Source organism: Bacillus sp. COPE52 (assembly GCF_003355115.1).
Taxonomy (GTDB): domain Bacteria; phylum Bacillota; class Bacilli; order Bacillales; family Bacillaceae_G; genus Bacillus_A; species Bacillus_A toyonensis.
The window spans coordinates 180587-195966 of record NZ_CP031292.1 but is presented as its reverse complement, the minus strand read 5'-3'; the positions used below and the strand labels follow the sequence as shown (position 1 = coordinate 195966).

Genomic DNA, 15380 nt, shown 5'->3' with positions numbered 1-15380 from the left:
ATCGTCAGCTCCTACCAAGATGGTAAAACTGAACCATCAAATTTTTTCTCGATAAATTCTTTTACTTCTTTAGATTGATAAGCTTTCTTTAATTTACTTACAACAGCATCATCTTTATTTTCAGTACGAACAACGACCCAGTTCACGTATGGTGAATCTTTTCCTTCGCGGAAAATGGAATCTTTCGCTGGATTTAGTTTTGCACCTAATGCAAAGTTTGTGTTAATTGCAGCTGCTTTCACTTCACTTAATTGCGTTGGTAATTGAGAAGCTTCTAATTCAACAATCTTTAAATTTTTTGGGTTTTCAATTACATCCTTTGCAGTCGCTTTTTCTGTAGCCTTTGGATCAACTTTTAAAACCCCCGCTTTTTCAAATAATTTTAAAGCTCGAAGTTCATTCGTTGGGTCATTTGGTACAGCGATTGCATCGCCCTCTTTTAATTCTTTTACATCTTTTAAGCTTTTAGAATATACGCCCATTGGGAATGTTACTGTTGAAAATACTTCAGTTAATTTCATATTGCGTTCGGCTTTAAATACATCTAAATATGATTTCGTTTGATAGCTATTTACATCAAGACTTTTTTCATCTAACGAAACGTTTGGTGCTACGTAATCATTAAATATTTTTATATCAATGTCGAGACCGTCTTTTGCCGCAACTTCTTTAACCTTCTCAAAAATTTGTTCATGTGGTCCACCTGTTACACCGACAGTAATCTTTTTCTCGTCTAATATTTTTACATCTTTATCTGAATTTGCGCCACATGCGCCTAATAATAGTACTGCTCCGCTTACAATGCTCAATAATACTTTCTTCATCTATAATTCCCCCTTAATATACGTTCCAAAATAAAAAGCACCTCTCAAAATAAGAGAGGTGCCGAATAGACGAAATAGGTTCCTCTCTTATCTTCCAAAACGAAAACTCGTTTTGCAGGAATTAGCACCTTAGCTTATACGTTATAAGCTCGGTTGCCGGGCATCATCGGGCCAGTCCCTCCGCCACTCTTGATAAGAGTATGTATATGTAGTTTTTAAATATGGTACTAATAGTAAATCTAACAAAAGGAATTGTCAATGTTATTTTCTGAATATATTTTATTTTAAGGTAATCGAAACATTTCCTTTCTTATGGCCCATTTCTACATACGTATGGGCTTCTGCAACTTCTTCTAATCGGTAAGTTCTATCAATAACAGGTTTTAGCTTTTCTGTTTCAACTAGTTGTTTTAGTAGGTTCATATCTTCTTTACTGACCTTTGCCATCATTCCGTTAACAGATACATATTTTCCATTAGGCATTAATGCGTCTGTACAAAGAGACTTTTTATACTTTCCAACTGCATCAAATATAATATCGTAGTTCTCGCCCTGTTTAGTAAAATCTTCTTTCGTATAATCAATTACTTTATCAGTCCCTAAAGATTGCACTAGTTCAAAATTTGAATTACTACAAACAGCTGTAACGGTCGCGCCGAAATATTTAGCAAGTTGTACAGCAGCTGTTCCTACTGATCCAGAGGCGCCGTATATGAGCACTTGTTGCCCTTTTTTTATACGGCCCTTCCTCAGAAAATGCAATGCTGAAGTTCCGCCAAAAGGAATAACGGCAGCTTCTTCATATGTCACATTGGTAGGTTTTAATGCTATTAATCCACTTTCATGCACGCATGTGTATTCGGCATAACCACCAAGGTTTAGTTCTGTTAATGCAAAAACTGGGTCTCCTTTTTTAAATTGAGTTACATCTGTTCCAATTTCTTCGATTTCACCGGATAACTCTACGCCGAGTATAGGTTTTCTCGGTTTTCTAAAACCTAATATGATCCGCATAGGAACCCAAAATAAGAGGGGACTATTAAAGCCACGTATTCTACAATCTCCAGTCGATACACTTGTTGCGCGAATTTTAACTAATACTTCGTTCTTTTTAGGTTTAGGTTTTTCTACATTTTGAAGCTGGAGAACGTTTGGTGGTCCATATTGTGTACAAATAATCGCCTTCATAATAACCTCCTGAAATGAGTTGTTATTATTTACATCATATTTAAGATCTTCATTAAACATGTCGCTATATAGAGAATATAGATTAAAAATTATATAGATTTCATAGGAAAAGAGGTGATATTATTTTGGGAAAGGGGGCGACATTATGAAAAAAATTATTTTTGTTTCAAGTTTAGTACTTGCAATCAGTCTAGGGGTAGGGTGTAGTAATGAGAAAACAGCAAAGACGGATGAGCCGAAAAAAGAATCAGTTCAAAAAGAAAAGGAATTAGCAGCGAAGGATGTTTTCAAGAAAACGAACGAAGCTTTTAAAAATGAAGAGCATGTAACGATGACATATGGTGTAGGCGTAAAAGCTGAGGGAACAGAGATGGACATATTAAAGGCTAAGATGCAATTAGAGCCAAAGACAAAGAATTCTCGTTCTGAAATGAATATTTCCGGTACAGATGTTGTAGTGTATACTGTGGATGGTAAAGTTGCTGGTGAGGTAAAAAACCCTAATACAGGAGAAGTTATAACCGTACCAGAGGAGCAATTAAACGCTGGTGGAATGAAAGCGACTCAAGATATTATAGATAAGTTAGAAGTACCGGAAGTAGTTTTAGATAAAATGAAGATGGAGAAAAGCGGAGATAAATATAAACTGAAATTTACATTAAAAGGGCAAGAAACAGAAAGTATGTTAACTAGCATGGATGAAACGCAGAAGAAAATGTTACAAGCACAAAATGCGAAGATAGAAGAAGTGGATGCAGAATATATCATTACAAAAGATTTTAAATATGAATCAGCAAAGATAGACATGATTATGAGTAGTAATGGCAAGGATAAAGCACACATTATTACGAACGCAAAATATACGTCGTACGAAAAGTTTGACCCAATAAAATTGCCAGCAGCAAAGTAACAGTTTTGATGAGGGGGACCTAAAATAAGGACCCTCTTTTTTGTATACTTTCTTCATAGGAAAATAGGTACAATATGAAGAGGAAAAGATGTAGAAGAGGAGAGTGTCATTTGAAAAAAAGAAAGATGATGGTGGTCATTGTAGCTTATACAGTGTTGCTTGCAACATCTGTAAATACATATAAAGAGCAACTAATTCATCCCATTATGAGCGATGTAGGAAAGTTACTTCCAACGAAAATTAAACGTGTTGAACATGCTGAGGATGAAAGTTCATTAAAACAGGTCGTGCAAGATGCAAATGTTTCTGGAGAGAAGATTTCTATTGCAGGTATGCAACATAGCCAAGGCGGACAGACGTACTATCCGAACGGTACGATGCTTGATATGAAAGAGTATAATAAAATATTAGCATTCGATCCAGAGAAGAAGCGGATTACAGTTCAAAGTGGTGTCACGTGGAATGATATCCAGAAGAAAATTAATCCATACGGTCTTGCAGTTCAAGTGATGCAATCTCAAAACATTTTTACTGTTGGTGGTTCATTAAGTGTAAATGTACATGGGCGTGATATTCGTCATGAAGCATTGATTGATACAGTAGAGTCATTTAGATTGTTAATGGCAGATGGCACGGTACGTAATATAAGTAGAGAAGAAAATGCAGAGTTATTTCCATATGTCATCGGTGGTTACGGGTTATTTGGTGTCATTTTAGATGTGACATTAAAGCTAACTGATGATGAATTATATGAAATGCATACGAGAATGATAGACTATAAAGAATACACGTCTTACTTCAAAGAGAAAGTGAAAAAAGAAGAAAATGTTCGTATGCACTTGGCACGTATTTCTGTTGCTCCAAACTCATTTTTAAAAGAGATGTATGTGACGAATTATACATTGACACAAAATCAAAATATGAGAGAAGAGTACAGTGAATTAAAAGAAGAAAATATTATAGCTGCGCCGAAATTTTTGCTTGGATTATCACGTTATAGTGATTGGGGAAAGAATACATTTTGGGATATACAAAGAAGTTATTTTGAACGTACAGATGGACAGTTTGAGACGCGGAATAATGTTATGAGATCAGATAGTGCTTTTATGGAATATGAAAATCCGAACCTTACAGAAGTGCTACAAGAATACTTTGTGCCTATAGATTCCTTCACGGAATATATAGATGATTTACGTGCCGTATTAAGTGAAGAAGAACTGAACTTGCTCAATATTACGATTCGTTACGTGGAAAAGAATGAAAATGCAGTTTTATCCTATGCAAAAGATGAAATGTTTGCACTGGTGCTTTTAATTAACCAAGGACGCTCCGAGAGTGAGGTGAAGAAAACAGAGGATGTCATTCGGAAGATGATTGATGTTACTTTAAAACATAACGGTAGTTATTATTTACCGTATTATTCTTATCCAACGAAAGAACAGCTAAAGAAAGCATATCCTCGTATAGAAGAATTTCTTCAGAAGAAGAAGGAAGTGGATCCAGAAGAGAGATTTGTGAATTTATTTTATAGGGAGTATACGAAATGACATATAGAAGATTTGTAGCCTCACAAAGCATCATTATGATGGCAGGAAGTATGGTATTTCCTTTTTACATTTTATTGCTTCGGAATGTTGGAAATAGCTTCTCACAGTTTGGGTGGGCTTATGGCTTATTTGCATTAACTTCAGCACTTGTATATCCGTTAGTAGGGAAGGCGTCTGATAGAGTAGGTGATCAAAAATTATTAATAATATACGCTTGGTCCATGGCGATATTAATGCTTTGTTTTCCAATTGCAACGGAAGTCTGGCATGTGTATATTCTTCAAGTTGTAATGGGAGTTTTAGGTGCTGTGCAGCGTAATACTGAGAAAACGTCGTTAGCACGAAAGGTTGTGCAGGAAAAGGCTGGTTATGAGATTGGAAAATACCATGTGTGGACATCAATTGGAGGCGCAGTAGCGATTATTGTAACGGGGTATTTAGTAGATTTCTTTACGATTGGTACGATTTTTTATATTGCATCTATCTTATATGTAGTAAGTGGAGTTGTATTAAGTAGTAAAAAAATATAACCATTCCTATTTTTACCTAAATACCCTTTGTTTGTTATACTAAAAGGGAAGACAAAAGAAAAGGGGACATTGCCTTTGATGAAATTTTTAGTTTTAGCTATTCTCACTTTGTTTTTGATTCCATGGACAAGAAGCGGTAGTAAACTTCGAGCAGTGGATAAGAAGGGGGATGAGAAGGTTGTAAAGGGTAAGAAATCATCCATTTTAGTTATTCCTGTTTTATTTTGGATAGGTATTGCAATCTATGAATATTTTTGGCTAATTGATGATCGAGCAGATTCGATTCTTACTCATTATTCTGTTGCAGTAGCAATTTTAATTGGGCTTGTTTTATTTTCACAAGATCAGATAGGGAAATTAGAAGGTACATTAAAAGGTCTTCTAATGTTTGTTTTACTTGCAAGTTACGGCTATTTTGGTTATTTGCACGATATAGTAATCACGCAAAAGAAATATGATTCTGTTGTTAAGGTAGAGAAAGATATTTCAGAGCCATTTACTGAAAATGATCAGCCGTTTACAGTGCCGCCAAAGACAGCGGAGAATAAGATGAAAAAAGTATTTGGGGATATTCCGAAAGTAGCTTATTTTGAGCTAGGAGAATTAACGCCACAAATGGTAAACGGTGAGGCTTTATATGTAGCGCCGATTGAAGTTTCAGGGTTTTTTAAAGCACGTAAAGCTGAAACAATTCCAGGGTACGTAACGATGTCAGGTACGAACCCTGATGCCGAAGCGAAACTGCATCTCGGTTATAAGATGAAATACGTGCCAAGCATGTTTTTCGGGAATAATTTAGAGCGTGTCGTACGAAAATCCGAACCAAATTTAATCTTTAAGGGGAAACCTAAATTTGAAGTTGATGATAAAGGGAAACCGTATTATACAATGACATATGGTGAATTTATTTCAGGGAGATCTGGATTTGAGGTAGAGGGTGTTGTTGTAGTAGATGCACAAACAGGTGAAGTGAAAAGATATGATAAAGGAAAGGCACCTAAATTTGTTGATGGTGTATTGAATCATGAGACCGCATCTACATTAAATACGTATTTCGGTAAATATATTCACGGATTTTGGAATACAAAATTCTCGCAAACTGATATGAAGATTCCGACTGAGTGGGGGACGAAAGAAGGAGTGACACCAATCTTCGGTAAGGATGGAACGCTATATTACTTTACTGATTTCACCTCTCCAAAAGAAGGAGTAGATTCTGCGTTAGGTTATTCACTTATTGATGCACGTACAGGTAAGTTGTATTACTATAACGGAAAAGAAGTAAAGGGAATTATGGATGGTTCAGCTGCTTCAGAAGTGGTGGATAATTCCTTTAAAAGAGAGAAATGGCATGGAACGATGCCGGTTATTTATAACGTGTACGGTAAACCTTCTTGGATTGTACCTGTTATTGATGACGGGGGATTAGTACGTGCCCATACTGTCATCTATGCTTCTAATGCGAAAATATTTGCAACAGGTTCGACGCAAAAAGAAGCTCTTGAGAATTATAAAAATGCGCTAAGCGGGAGTGGAGATTCATTTAGACCAACTTCGAGTGGAAAAGAAGCGCAAAAAGAAGGTATTGTACAGCGAGTATATAAAGAAAAATCAGGTGAAAATACAATTGTGTACGTACTGTTAGAAAATGAACAAAAAGTATTTATGATACCTGCGAAAAAATTCCCATATGCTATGTTTACAGAAGTGGGAGATCCAATTCAAATCACATACTTAGATACAGGAGAAGCGATGTCTTCCGTATCTAAATTTACAAATAGCAACTTGAAAAAGTAAAGCGATAGAATTTCTATCGCTTTTTTTTACATTATGAAAGAGGAAAATGCGCTATACTTGACGTATGTTTATGTTGTAACTATAATTGTTACGATTCATTATGTATACGAAAGGGTGAATGGAAAAAGTGAATGAAGTTAATCACGAAATATATAAACCTGTAAAGATGAACAGGTTATGGATGATTCTTGTATTAGGAACACTTACGGCAATTGGGCCGTTATCTATTGATATGTATTTGCCTTCGTTACCGAAATTAACGGATGATTTACAAACGGGTGCATCCCTTGCGCAGCTTACGTTGACAGCATGTTTACTTGGGCTTTCAGTAGGACAATTATTTGTCGGTTCAATTAGTGATATTTACGGAAGGCGCAAACCTCTTATTATTGCTCTTATTATTTATGTTGCTTCTTCATTACTTTGTGCTGTAGCACCGTCTATTTGGACTTTAGTGCTTTTACGTTTCTTACAAGGCGCTTCGGGCTCTGCTGGTATCGTTATATCCCGTGCAATGGTAAGAGATATGTACTCAGGTTCTGAAATGACGAAGTTTTTCTCACTACTTATGTTAGTAAACGGAGCAGCACCTATTTTGGCCCCGATTATCGGGGGGCAATTATTACAGTTTACAACGTGGCGTGGTGTCTTTATCGTTCTTGGAGCAATTAGTGTATTTATGTTAATCTCGGCTACTTTCGTATTACGTGAAACATTACCTCCTGAAGAAAGAGAGACAGGTGGTTTGTCAGGAACATTGGCGACATACGGAAAGCTTCTGAAAGATCGCTTGTTTATGGGATATGCATTGTCACAAGGATTAGTAACAGCGGCAATGTTTGCCTACATTTCGGGATCACCATTTGTGTTGCAAAATATATACGGGGCATCACCACAGCAGTTTAGTTTATTCTTTGCGATTAACGGTATCGGTATTATTATTGCCAGCCAAGTTACTGGTCGTTTAGCAGGGAAAGTGAATGAGAAAACATTATTTGTTTCCGGTATTATTATCGCCGCTGTTGGTGGCTTATCTCTACTACTTACAATCGTATTAGGAATAGGTTTCATTGGTGTTTTATGCTCGTTATTCCTTGTTGTATCAAGTGTTGGGGTTGTATCGACAACCGGCTTCTCGTTAGCAATGAGAAATCAAAAACAAGCGGCAGGAACAGCATCAGCTTTACTAGGCTTATTACAGTTTATTTCAGGGGCACTTGTTGCACCATTAGTAGGTATTGGTGGAAGTAATACGGCATTGCCGATGGGTATTGTGATAGCTCTTTGTGAAATTGGTGCTGTATTATGTTATCTATTTATGGCCAGAAGAAGTGAAAAGCAGTTTGAACTGCAACAAAGACAAAATTTAGAAGCTTAAATTATAAAAAAGAGTTGATTCAAATATTTTTGAATCAACTCTTTTTTCATTTCTTTGAAATAACTCATACAGCTTTGTAAGGTGATGCAAAAGTTATTTGCATAAAGTGACGATACTGTGACAAAAATGTTGGTATATATATTAAGGTATCCTCTTAAGTGTAAAAAGTAGGGCGTTCTCGGTATAATAACAAGTGGAGATAAAAGAAACTATAGATAGAAGTAGATGTAGATAAAAGGAGAAAAAGAGATGAAGAAGGTTTTGGGTATTGCTGTAATGGGAAGTATGATTCTGCTAGCGGGATGTAATGGAAATAAAGATACGAAAGAACCGAAAGAGAAGGTAGAGCAATCTACAGAACAAACAGAAGAGATGAAAGAATACCTTGCAGTACATGAAAAATATGATATAAAAATGAATAAAGAAATCAATAAAGCACTGCAGTTATTTGAAGTGGCAAAGGAAAAGGGCGGTAAGGAAATAACGAATGCTACATATAAAGAAGATGTGCAAAAAGTAACAACGAGCATGTTAGAAGATATTGATAATATACGTAAAGAAATTCATGTTCCGAAGTCGAAAGAGCAAGAACATGAGGTATATGTTGGTTTCTTGAATGAATCGGAACAAGCGATGAAAAAATTACAGAAGTTAGCTAAAGAAGAAGATTCATCATTAATTCGTGATATAGAAATTAATTTTGCAACAGCATCGACATACTATAAACGTTTTCAAACAGAAACGAAAAAATAACCTTGCACATGCAAGGTTATTTTTTCTTCTTACCATCACCATCTTCATCTTCGTATACTAACACTTTTTGCTCTTCGTGAAATTCGGAAATAGTTTGTCCGGTAATATTATCGAAGGGTGTGTAAAAAGAAGTAACGCTTTTCTTTTTAATGAAAAGTTTATAAAATCCAATGATAACAAGTATGACAATTGTTAATGGCAGTCCTATAGTTGCTAGAAGTAAGGGATCCATCATATAGCTCCTTTAATATCATTTCTTTATATTATAAACAAAAAACTGCGATTTAGATAAATGGCCTCATTAAAAACTGATTTTTCTAAATATATCCAATTTGATTGACTTTTCATTTTTTCAGAATTATAATTCGAAATATACAATTTGAACCAAATAATAATATAGCAATTTACTTATCCAGAGAGGTAGAGGGACTGGCCCTATGACACCTCAGCAGCGGGTTCTGTAATAGGAACACCGTGCTAATTCCAGCAAGCAAGTCTTGAAAGATAAGTGATGGGCCTTTGTTTATTAAGCCTTGATCTTATTTTTTAAGATCAAGGCTTTTTGTATTCTAAAAAGAGAAAAGGGAGTAATGGAAAAAGTACGTTCATAAAACTAAGTAAATATATATGTTTAGGGGGTTATTGAAGTGTATGTAATTAAAAAATTATCAGTTATGGTGTTCACGCTATGGGTTATTACGACAGTGACATTTCTAATTATGCATATTATTCCGGGGGATCCATTTTCATCAGATGCAAAAATCTTTCCTGAAGAAGTGATTCAAAACATGAGAGCGAAGTATCACCTTGATGAACCGTTATGGAATCAATATGTTGCTTATTTAGACGGTGTAGTTCATTTTGATTTTGGTGAATCTGTTCAATCAACCGGGCAAGGTGTATCAGAAATTATAACAACTGGCTTTGGTCCATCAGCAATTATTGGTCTACAAGCACTTGTTATTTCGTTGTTAGTCGGAATTGCTGCAGGTACATTTGCTGCTCTATATCATGGGAAAGTAATTGACTATAGTGTGAGTTTGCTCGCAATTCTCGGTATTTCTATTCCAAGTTTTATTTTAGCACCGCTATTTATACAAGTATTCGCTATTCAATTTGAGCTTTTACCAGTAGCGTCTTGGGGAACATTCGAACATACCGTATTACCATCTTTCGCATTGGCGTTAGGTCCAATTGCGGTTATTACAAGGTTTGTTCGTTCTAATATGATCGAAGTATTGCAGAGTGATTATATTAAGCTAGCAAGAGCGAAAGGCATACCAATTAAGAAGATTATTATAAGACATGCTCTTCGAAATGCGATTGTTCCAGTACTTACATTTGTTGGACCATTAATGGCTGGACTTTTAACAGGGACTTTCGTTATTGAAAAAATCTTTTCAATTCCTGGCCTAGGAAAATATTTTGTAGATAGTATTTTTAACCGAGACTATCCGGTGATTATGGGAACAACAATTTTCTATAGTGCATTATTAATTACTTGTATTTTCATTACAGATATTATTCACCGCATTGTTGATCCACGTATTCGTTCTATTACATAAGGAGGGGGGATATTTAAATGGGAGCTTATGAAATTAATGAACAGTTATTAACGAAAGAAGAGAAAAAAGAATTAACGATAAATAAAAATCAGCAAACGATTAGCAGAAAGAAAGAATTGTTTCGTAAGTTTATATCGAATCCAATCGCAGTTTTAGGAACAGTGACGTTATTGCTAATTATTGTTTTCTCGCTTATTGGCGAAAGTTTAACGCCATTTACTGCGAGTGAACAAGTAAAAGAGGCAACAAATTTACCGCCGAGTAGTGAACATTGGTTTGGAACAGATGATCTAGGGAGAGATATTTGGGCACGTACTTGGGCTGGTGGGAAGATTTCACTAACAGTTGGATTAGTAGCAGCTGCCCTCGATATAGGGCTTGGTGTACTGATTGGTGGATTTAGTGGATATGTGAGAGGGCGTAATCGCCTTGGAACGTTAATTGATGAGTGGATTATAAGAGGAATTGAAGTATTATACGGCATCCCATATTTACTAATTGTTATTTTACTATTAATTGTTATGAAACCAGGTCTTTTCACCATTATTATCGCCCTTGCATTAACGGGATGGATTGGAATGGCTCGTCTCATTCGAGCACAAGTATTGTCTTTAAAACAACGAGAGTTTGTTATTGCAGCAGAGCGATTAGGTACATCCCATATGAAAATTATATATGGGCATTTAATTCCGAATTTAACAGGGATTATTATCGTCAATTTATCATTTACAATTCCAGCAGCTATTTTTTCAGAATCATTTTTAAGCTTTATAGGACTTGGGGTACAATCACCAGCGGCAAGTTGGGGGACGATGACGAATGATGCACTCGGGACATTATTGAGCGGAGAATGGTGGCAGCTATTTTTCCCGGCAATCATGATTGCACTCATTATGTTCGCATTTAATGCAATTGGTGATGGTTTGCAAGATGCAATTGATCCAAAAATCGTAAAACGGAATCGAAAGGAGAAAAAACATGGGACAGCTCTTATCTTTAGAAAACGTAACGTTAGCCGTTGAAAAAGAGAATAGTAAGCAAGCAATTGTGAAACATGTTTCCTTTTCTATTAACGAAGGTGAAATAGTTGCACTTGTAGGAGAAAGTGGTTCAGGAAAAAGTGTTACAGCACAATCCATTATCGGCTTGAATCAAGAATCAATTCATATCGATGATGGAAATGTATCTTTCCAATCAAAGGAATTAACGGATTTACAAGAATTAGAATGGAATCAAATTCGCGGAAAAGATATTTCCTTTATATTTCAAGATCCGCTTTCATCTTTAAACCCAACGATGAAGGTAGGCAAACAAATTACAGAAGTAATTTTGCAACATGGGGAAAAATCGAAAAGAGAAGCAAAGGGAATTGCGATTAACTTGCTAAAAGATTTAGGGATACATGAAGCAGAGAAACGCTTTGAGCAATACCCACATCAATTAAGTGGGGGGATGAGGCAACGTATTTGCTTAGCAATTGCATTTGCTTGTCATCCAAAGCTTGTAATTGCAGACGAGCCGACAACAGCGTTAGATGTAACGATTCAGAAACAAATTATGGGGCTATTAAAAGAAAGAAAAGAAAAACAAAATACGAGTATTTTATTAATTACACATGATTTGGCACTTGTACGTGAAGTAGCTGATCGAGTAGTTGTTATGTACGGGGGACGTGTCGTTGAAAAAGGAACGATACAGGAGGTAATAGGTTCTCCTAAACATCCATATACGAAAAGCTTATTACAAGCAATTCCGAATATGGATGACTCCGAAAAGGTATTACGTGCTATAGAAGGAACGACACCTTCCATTGAAACATTAAATAGCTTTGGTTGTCCTTTTGTAAATCGTTGCCCAGTAGCGATAAAAGAATGTATTCATCGTTTCCCAGAGAGAACAACATATTCTAAGGAGCATAGTTCACATTGTTGGCAGCATGTTCTAGAGCATAATAAAGCGAAATCAAAAGAGAAGGTGAATGCCTCATGACGACAGATTTAATTACTGTAAAGCAAGTAACGAAAACATATGGAAGTAAAAGTAAAGAAATCACAGCGTTAAAAGACATATCACTTTCTATCCCGAAAGGAACAACACTTGGCATTATTGGTGAAAGTGGTTCAGGAAAAACAACACTTGGAAAGCTCATAGCGGGGATTGAGAGTCCAACGTCTGGTGAAATTAATTATAACGGTCAAGTTGTTCACACGCTGAAGTCAGCTCATAAGCGAGATTTTTTACAGAAAGTACAGTTCATTTTTCAAGATTCCACAGCTGCATTAAATCCGCGCTGGAAAGTACGCGATAGTGTAACGGAAGGTTATATTTCATTCGGTTTAGGTGATAAAGGGCTGAAGGATAAAGTAGCAGGTGATGCGCTAGAGCGTGTTGGATTAGATAGAAGATATATTGATCGATATCCGCATGAATTTAGCGGAGGACAACGTCAACGTATCGCTATTGCAAGAGCGTTATTGTGTGAGCCAGAAGCATTGATTCTTGATGAACCAATTTCAGCATTAGACGTTTCATTGCAAATTCAAATTGTACATCTGTTGCAAAAAATTCAAAAGGAACAAGGCTATACATATTTGTTTATCGCACATGATTTACCGATGGTTCACTATTTATGTGAAAAAGTGGCTGTTTTATATAAAGGAGAACTTGTTGAATTTGGAAATACGGACGAAGTATTCCGTAATCCACAACATTCTTATACAAAAACATTATTAGCATCAACACCAAAAATTTTAGGCTAAAGGAGAATGTAGGATGAAGAAGTTTTTACTGTTTGTCATTATGACCGTTTTAGCAATTACTTCTGTCGCATGCGGTAAGAAAGAGACGCAAAAGGCGAGTGCTGGTAAGGGAGAAGGAGATCGATTAGTAACGAATATTAGTAGTGATCCGTATACCCTTGATTCTGCCATTGCGACAGATAGCACGTCAGGTTATGTAATTGGACAGTTGTTTTCAAGTTTATATACACAAGATAGTGATGGGAAATATCAAAATGAATTAGCGGAGAAAGAAGAAGTAAATGCTGATGGAACTGAGTATACAATTCATTTAAAGAAAGATATTAAATGGTCAGATGGTTCTCCTATTATAGCAAATGATTTTGAATTTGCATGGAAGCGATTATTAAATCCGAAAACGGGTTCTATGAATGCGACAGAAATGTATTTTATTAAAGGGGCAGAGGCATACAATACTGGAAAAGGTGAAGAGGGACAAGTTGGTATTCAAGTCGTTGATCCTCAAACATTAAAGGTAACTCTTGAACATCCAGTTGCTTCTATTAAACAAAAATTAGCAAGCTCACTATTTATTCCATTATCTAAAAATTCAATTGATGATAATAATAAATTAAAAACAGATCCAAAAGAGTTAATTACGAATGGGCCATTCACGTTAAAAGAGTGGAAGCATAACCAGGCAATTACAGTACAAAAAAATAAAGAATTCTACGATAAAAAGGTAACTCTAAAAGAAATTGAGTTTCGTATTATTCCAGACTCTAAAACAGCGTATCAATTATTTAAATCAAAAGAATTAGATTTACTAAGTAGCTTACCACAAGAGATGATTGAAAAAGAAAAAGGAAATAAAGAATATAAGCGTGTTGCAGGATTCTCATCTTATATTTACTCGTTTAACGTAGAAAAAGAGCCGTTTACAAATGCGAAGGTACGTAAAGCATTTTCATTAGCGGTTGATCGCAAATTTATCGTTGAAAAATTGTATAAAAATAATGCGCAAGAAGCATATGCATTCGTTCCAGAAGGAGCAAAAACACAAAGTGGCCGTGATTTCCGTAAAGAAAAAGGTGATTACGTTAAATTTGATCCAGCAGAAGCGAAAAAATTATTAGAAGAAGGTATGAAAGAACAAGGATGGTCTACAATACCTGAAGTAACATTAAAATTCACTACAGATACACAACATAAAAAAGTAGCAGAAGCAATGCAAGAAATGTTTAAGAAAAATCTTGGAGTAGATATTAAATTAGAAAATAAAGAGTGGAAGAGTTACATCGACACATACAAGCAAAGTGATTTCCAATTAGCTTATATGGGATGGGGCGGCTCTTTATTAGATCCAATTACTAAACTAGATTTATATGCAGGTGATGGTCCGAATAACTATGCAAAATGGCATAATAAAGAATTTGACGCTTTAATAAAAGAAGCAAAAGTTGAACAAAACGAAGATAAGCGTTTTGAATTATTGCATAAAGCGGAAGATATTATGTTTACAGATTCACCATTAATCCCAATTATTTTCCCAAGTTCCTCATATTTACAAAAACCATCAGTATCCGGTGTCCAATTCATTATCGGTTCTAGTCCAGAACTAAGGTACGCAAAAATTAAAAAATAAAGAAGTAGGCAACCGCCTACTTCTTTATTTTATTTCTCTTTTATATTCTTTTTTCGTTCCATCAGAGAAGACAACTTCTAAATCGAATTTTTGATAGTCTTTATCAAGTTTGAACACGTTCACTACTTGATCGATTACTTCTTGGTCAGCAGTATCTTTATCAAATTTTAATTCTTGTAGAAGTGGGCTTAATTTTGTGATAGCCTCGTCTCCTGTTAATTTTACATCTGCTTTATGATCTTCAATTTTTGCTTCCATTTTCTTATCAGCTGCTACATTTTTATAGTCTGCTTCGTAGTCTTTCTTTGTATCTTGGTAGTCTGCCTTTAAATCGAATTCATTGAAGTTTAGTTTTAAATCTGCAGGAGCCTCATTTTTTGCTTCTTCAGTCGTCTTTTTATTAGAAGTTGTGTCTTCTTTTGCAGGAGCTTTACATCCTGTTAATGCAGGTACTAGCATAAGAGCTAATAAAACTGATAGTAGAATTCTCATTATAAATTCCTCC

Annotated in this window: 15 protein-coding genes and 2 riboswitches; of the genes, 11 read left to right on the top strand and 4 right to left on the bottom strand. The window is 35.5% G+C overall.

What is annotated here, in order from left to right:
* Positions 1-11: 11 nt before the first annotated feature.
* Both DPQ31_RS01160 and DPQ31_RS01155 read right to left on the bottom strand, forming a co-directional pair.
* A complete protein-coding gene (locus DPQ31_RS01160; protein WP_000756964.1) occupies positions 12-824 on the bottom strand; it encodes a MetQ/NlpA family ABC transporter substrate-binding protein in 813 nt (270 codons plus the stop codon).
* A gap of 84 nt (positions 825-908) precedes the next feature.
* Positions 909-1023: riboswitch (SAM riboswitch) on the bottom strand.
* A gap of 80 nt (positions 1024-1103) precedes the next feature.
* Positions 1104-2012, bottom strand: coding sequence for an NAD(P)-dependent alcohol dehydrogenase (locus DPQ31_RS01155; protein WP_098711730.1), 909 nt, complete (start codon positions 2010-2012; stop codon positions 1104-1106).
* 145 nt (positions 2013-2157) lie between these two features.
* Here DPQ31_RS01155 and DPQ31_RS01150 point away from each other — a divergent pair, with 145 nt between their 5' ends.
* The 6 genes from DPQ31_RS01150 (at position 2158) to DPQ31_RS01125 (ending at position 8927) form a co-directional block, all read left to right on the top strand.
* Positions 2158-2922: a DUF6612 family protein gene (locus tag DPQ31_RS01150; protein WP_000720091.1), complete on the top strand. Its 765-nt coding sequence runs from the start codon at positions 2158-2160 to the stop codon at positions 2920-2922.
* Between the two features lie 110 nt (positions 2923-3032).
* Positions 3033-4469 carry an FAD-binding oxidoreductase gene (locus DPQ31_RS01145; protein WP_141556009.1) on the top strand — a complete coding sequence of 479 codons (1437 nt, stop codon included), beginning with the start codon at positions 3033-3035 and terminating at the stop codon, positions 4467-4469.
* Positions 4466-4999: an MFS transporter gene (locus DPQ31_RS01140; protein ID WP_000222357.1), complete on the top strand. Its 534-nt coding sequence runs from the start codon at positions 4466-4468 to the stop codon at positions 4997-4999. Before DPQ31_RS01145 ends, DPQ31_RS01140 begins: the two co-directional genes overlap by 4 nt.
* A 78-nt stretch (positions 5000-5077) precedes the next feature.
* Positions 5078-6796 carry a DUF3981 domain-containing protein gene (locus DPQ31_RS01135; protein ID WP_000670917.1) on the top strand — a complete coding sequence of 573 codons (1719 nt, stop codon included), beginning with the start codon at positions 5078-5080 and terminating at the stop codon, positions 6794-6796.
* 118 nt (positions 6797-6914) lie between these two features.
* Positions 6915-8174: a multidrug effflux MFS transporter gene (locus DPQ31_RS01130; protein ID WP_000416908.1), complete on the top strand. Its 1260-nt coding sequence runs from the start codon at positions 6915-6917 to the stop codon at positions 8172-8174.
* 249 nt (positions 8175-8423) lie between these two features.
* A complete protein-coding gene (locus DPQ31_RS01125) occupies positions 8424-8927 on the top strand; it encodes a hypothetical protein (protein ID WP_000756524.1) in 504 nt (167 codons plus the stop codon).
* A gap of 16 nt (positions 8928-8943) precedes the next feature.
* Here the strand turns inward: DPQ31_RS01125 and DPQ31_RS01120 are convergent, their stop codons facing one another.
* Positions 8944-9159, bottom strand: coding sequence for a DUF3951 domain-containing protein (locus DPQ31_RS01120; protein WP_000371394.1), 216 nt, complete (start codon positions 9157-9159; stop codon positions 8944-8946).
* Positions 9160-9332: 173 nt separating this feature from the next.
* Positions 9333-9438, top strand: a riboswitch (SAM riboswitch).
* Between the two features lie 136 nt (positions 9439-9574).
* Here DPQ31_RS01120 and DPQ31_RS01115 point away from each other — a divergent pair.
* Genes DPQ31_RS01115 through DPQ31_RS01095 form a run of 5 tightly spaced genes read left to right on the top strand, consistent with a single transcriptional unit; the run spans position 9575 to position 14875 of the window.
* Entirely contained in the window at positions 9575-10492 is a 918-nt protein-coding gene (locus DPQ31_RS01115) for an ABC transporter permease (RefSeq protein WP_000289322.1), read from the top strand.
* A gap of 17 nt (positions 10493-10509) precedes the next feature.
* On the top strand, positions 10510-11514 hold the full coding sequence (locus DPQ31_RS01110) for an ABC transporter permease (RefSeq protein WP_199632015.1): 1005 nt from the start codon (positions 10510-10512) through the stop codon (positions 11512-11514).
* The gene (locus DPQ31_RS01105) at positions 11471-12481 is read left to right on the top strand and encodes an ABC transporter ATP-binding protein (protein WP_199632016.1); all 1011 of its coding nucleotides are present in this window, start codon (positions 11471-11473) and stop codon (positions 12479-12481) included. Before DPQ31_RS01110 ends, DPQ31_RS01105 begins: the two co-directional genes overlap by 44 nt.
* Positions 12478-13251, top strand: a complete 774-nt coding sequence (locus tag DPQ31_RS01100; RefSeq protein WP_097958063.1) for an ABC transporter ATP-binding protein — start codon at positions 12478-12480, stop codon at positions 13249-13251. Before DPQ31_RS01105 ends, DPQ31_RS01100 begins: the two co-directional genes overlap by 4 nt.
* Before the next feature lie 13 nt (positions 13252-13264).
* Positions 13265-14875 (top strand): peptide ABC transporter substrate-binding protein, encoded by a 1611-nt coding sequence (locus DPQ31_RS01095; RefSeq protein WP_199632017.1) that lies wholly within the window; start codon positions 13265-13267, stop codon positions 14873-14875.
* A 24-nt stretch (positions 14876-14899) separates the two neighbouring features.
* Here the strand turns inward: DPQ31_RS01095 and DPQ31_RS01090 are convergent, their stop codons facing one another.
* Positions 14900-15367, bottom strand: coding sequence for a YusW family protein (locus tag DPQ31_RS01090; protein ID WP_001221551.1), 468 nt, complete (start codon positions 15365-15367; stop codon positions 14900-14902).
* Positions 15368-15380 lie beyond the last annotated feature (13 nt).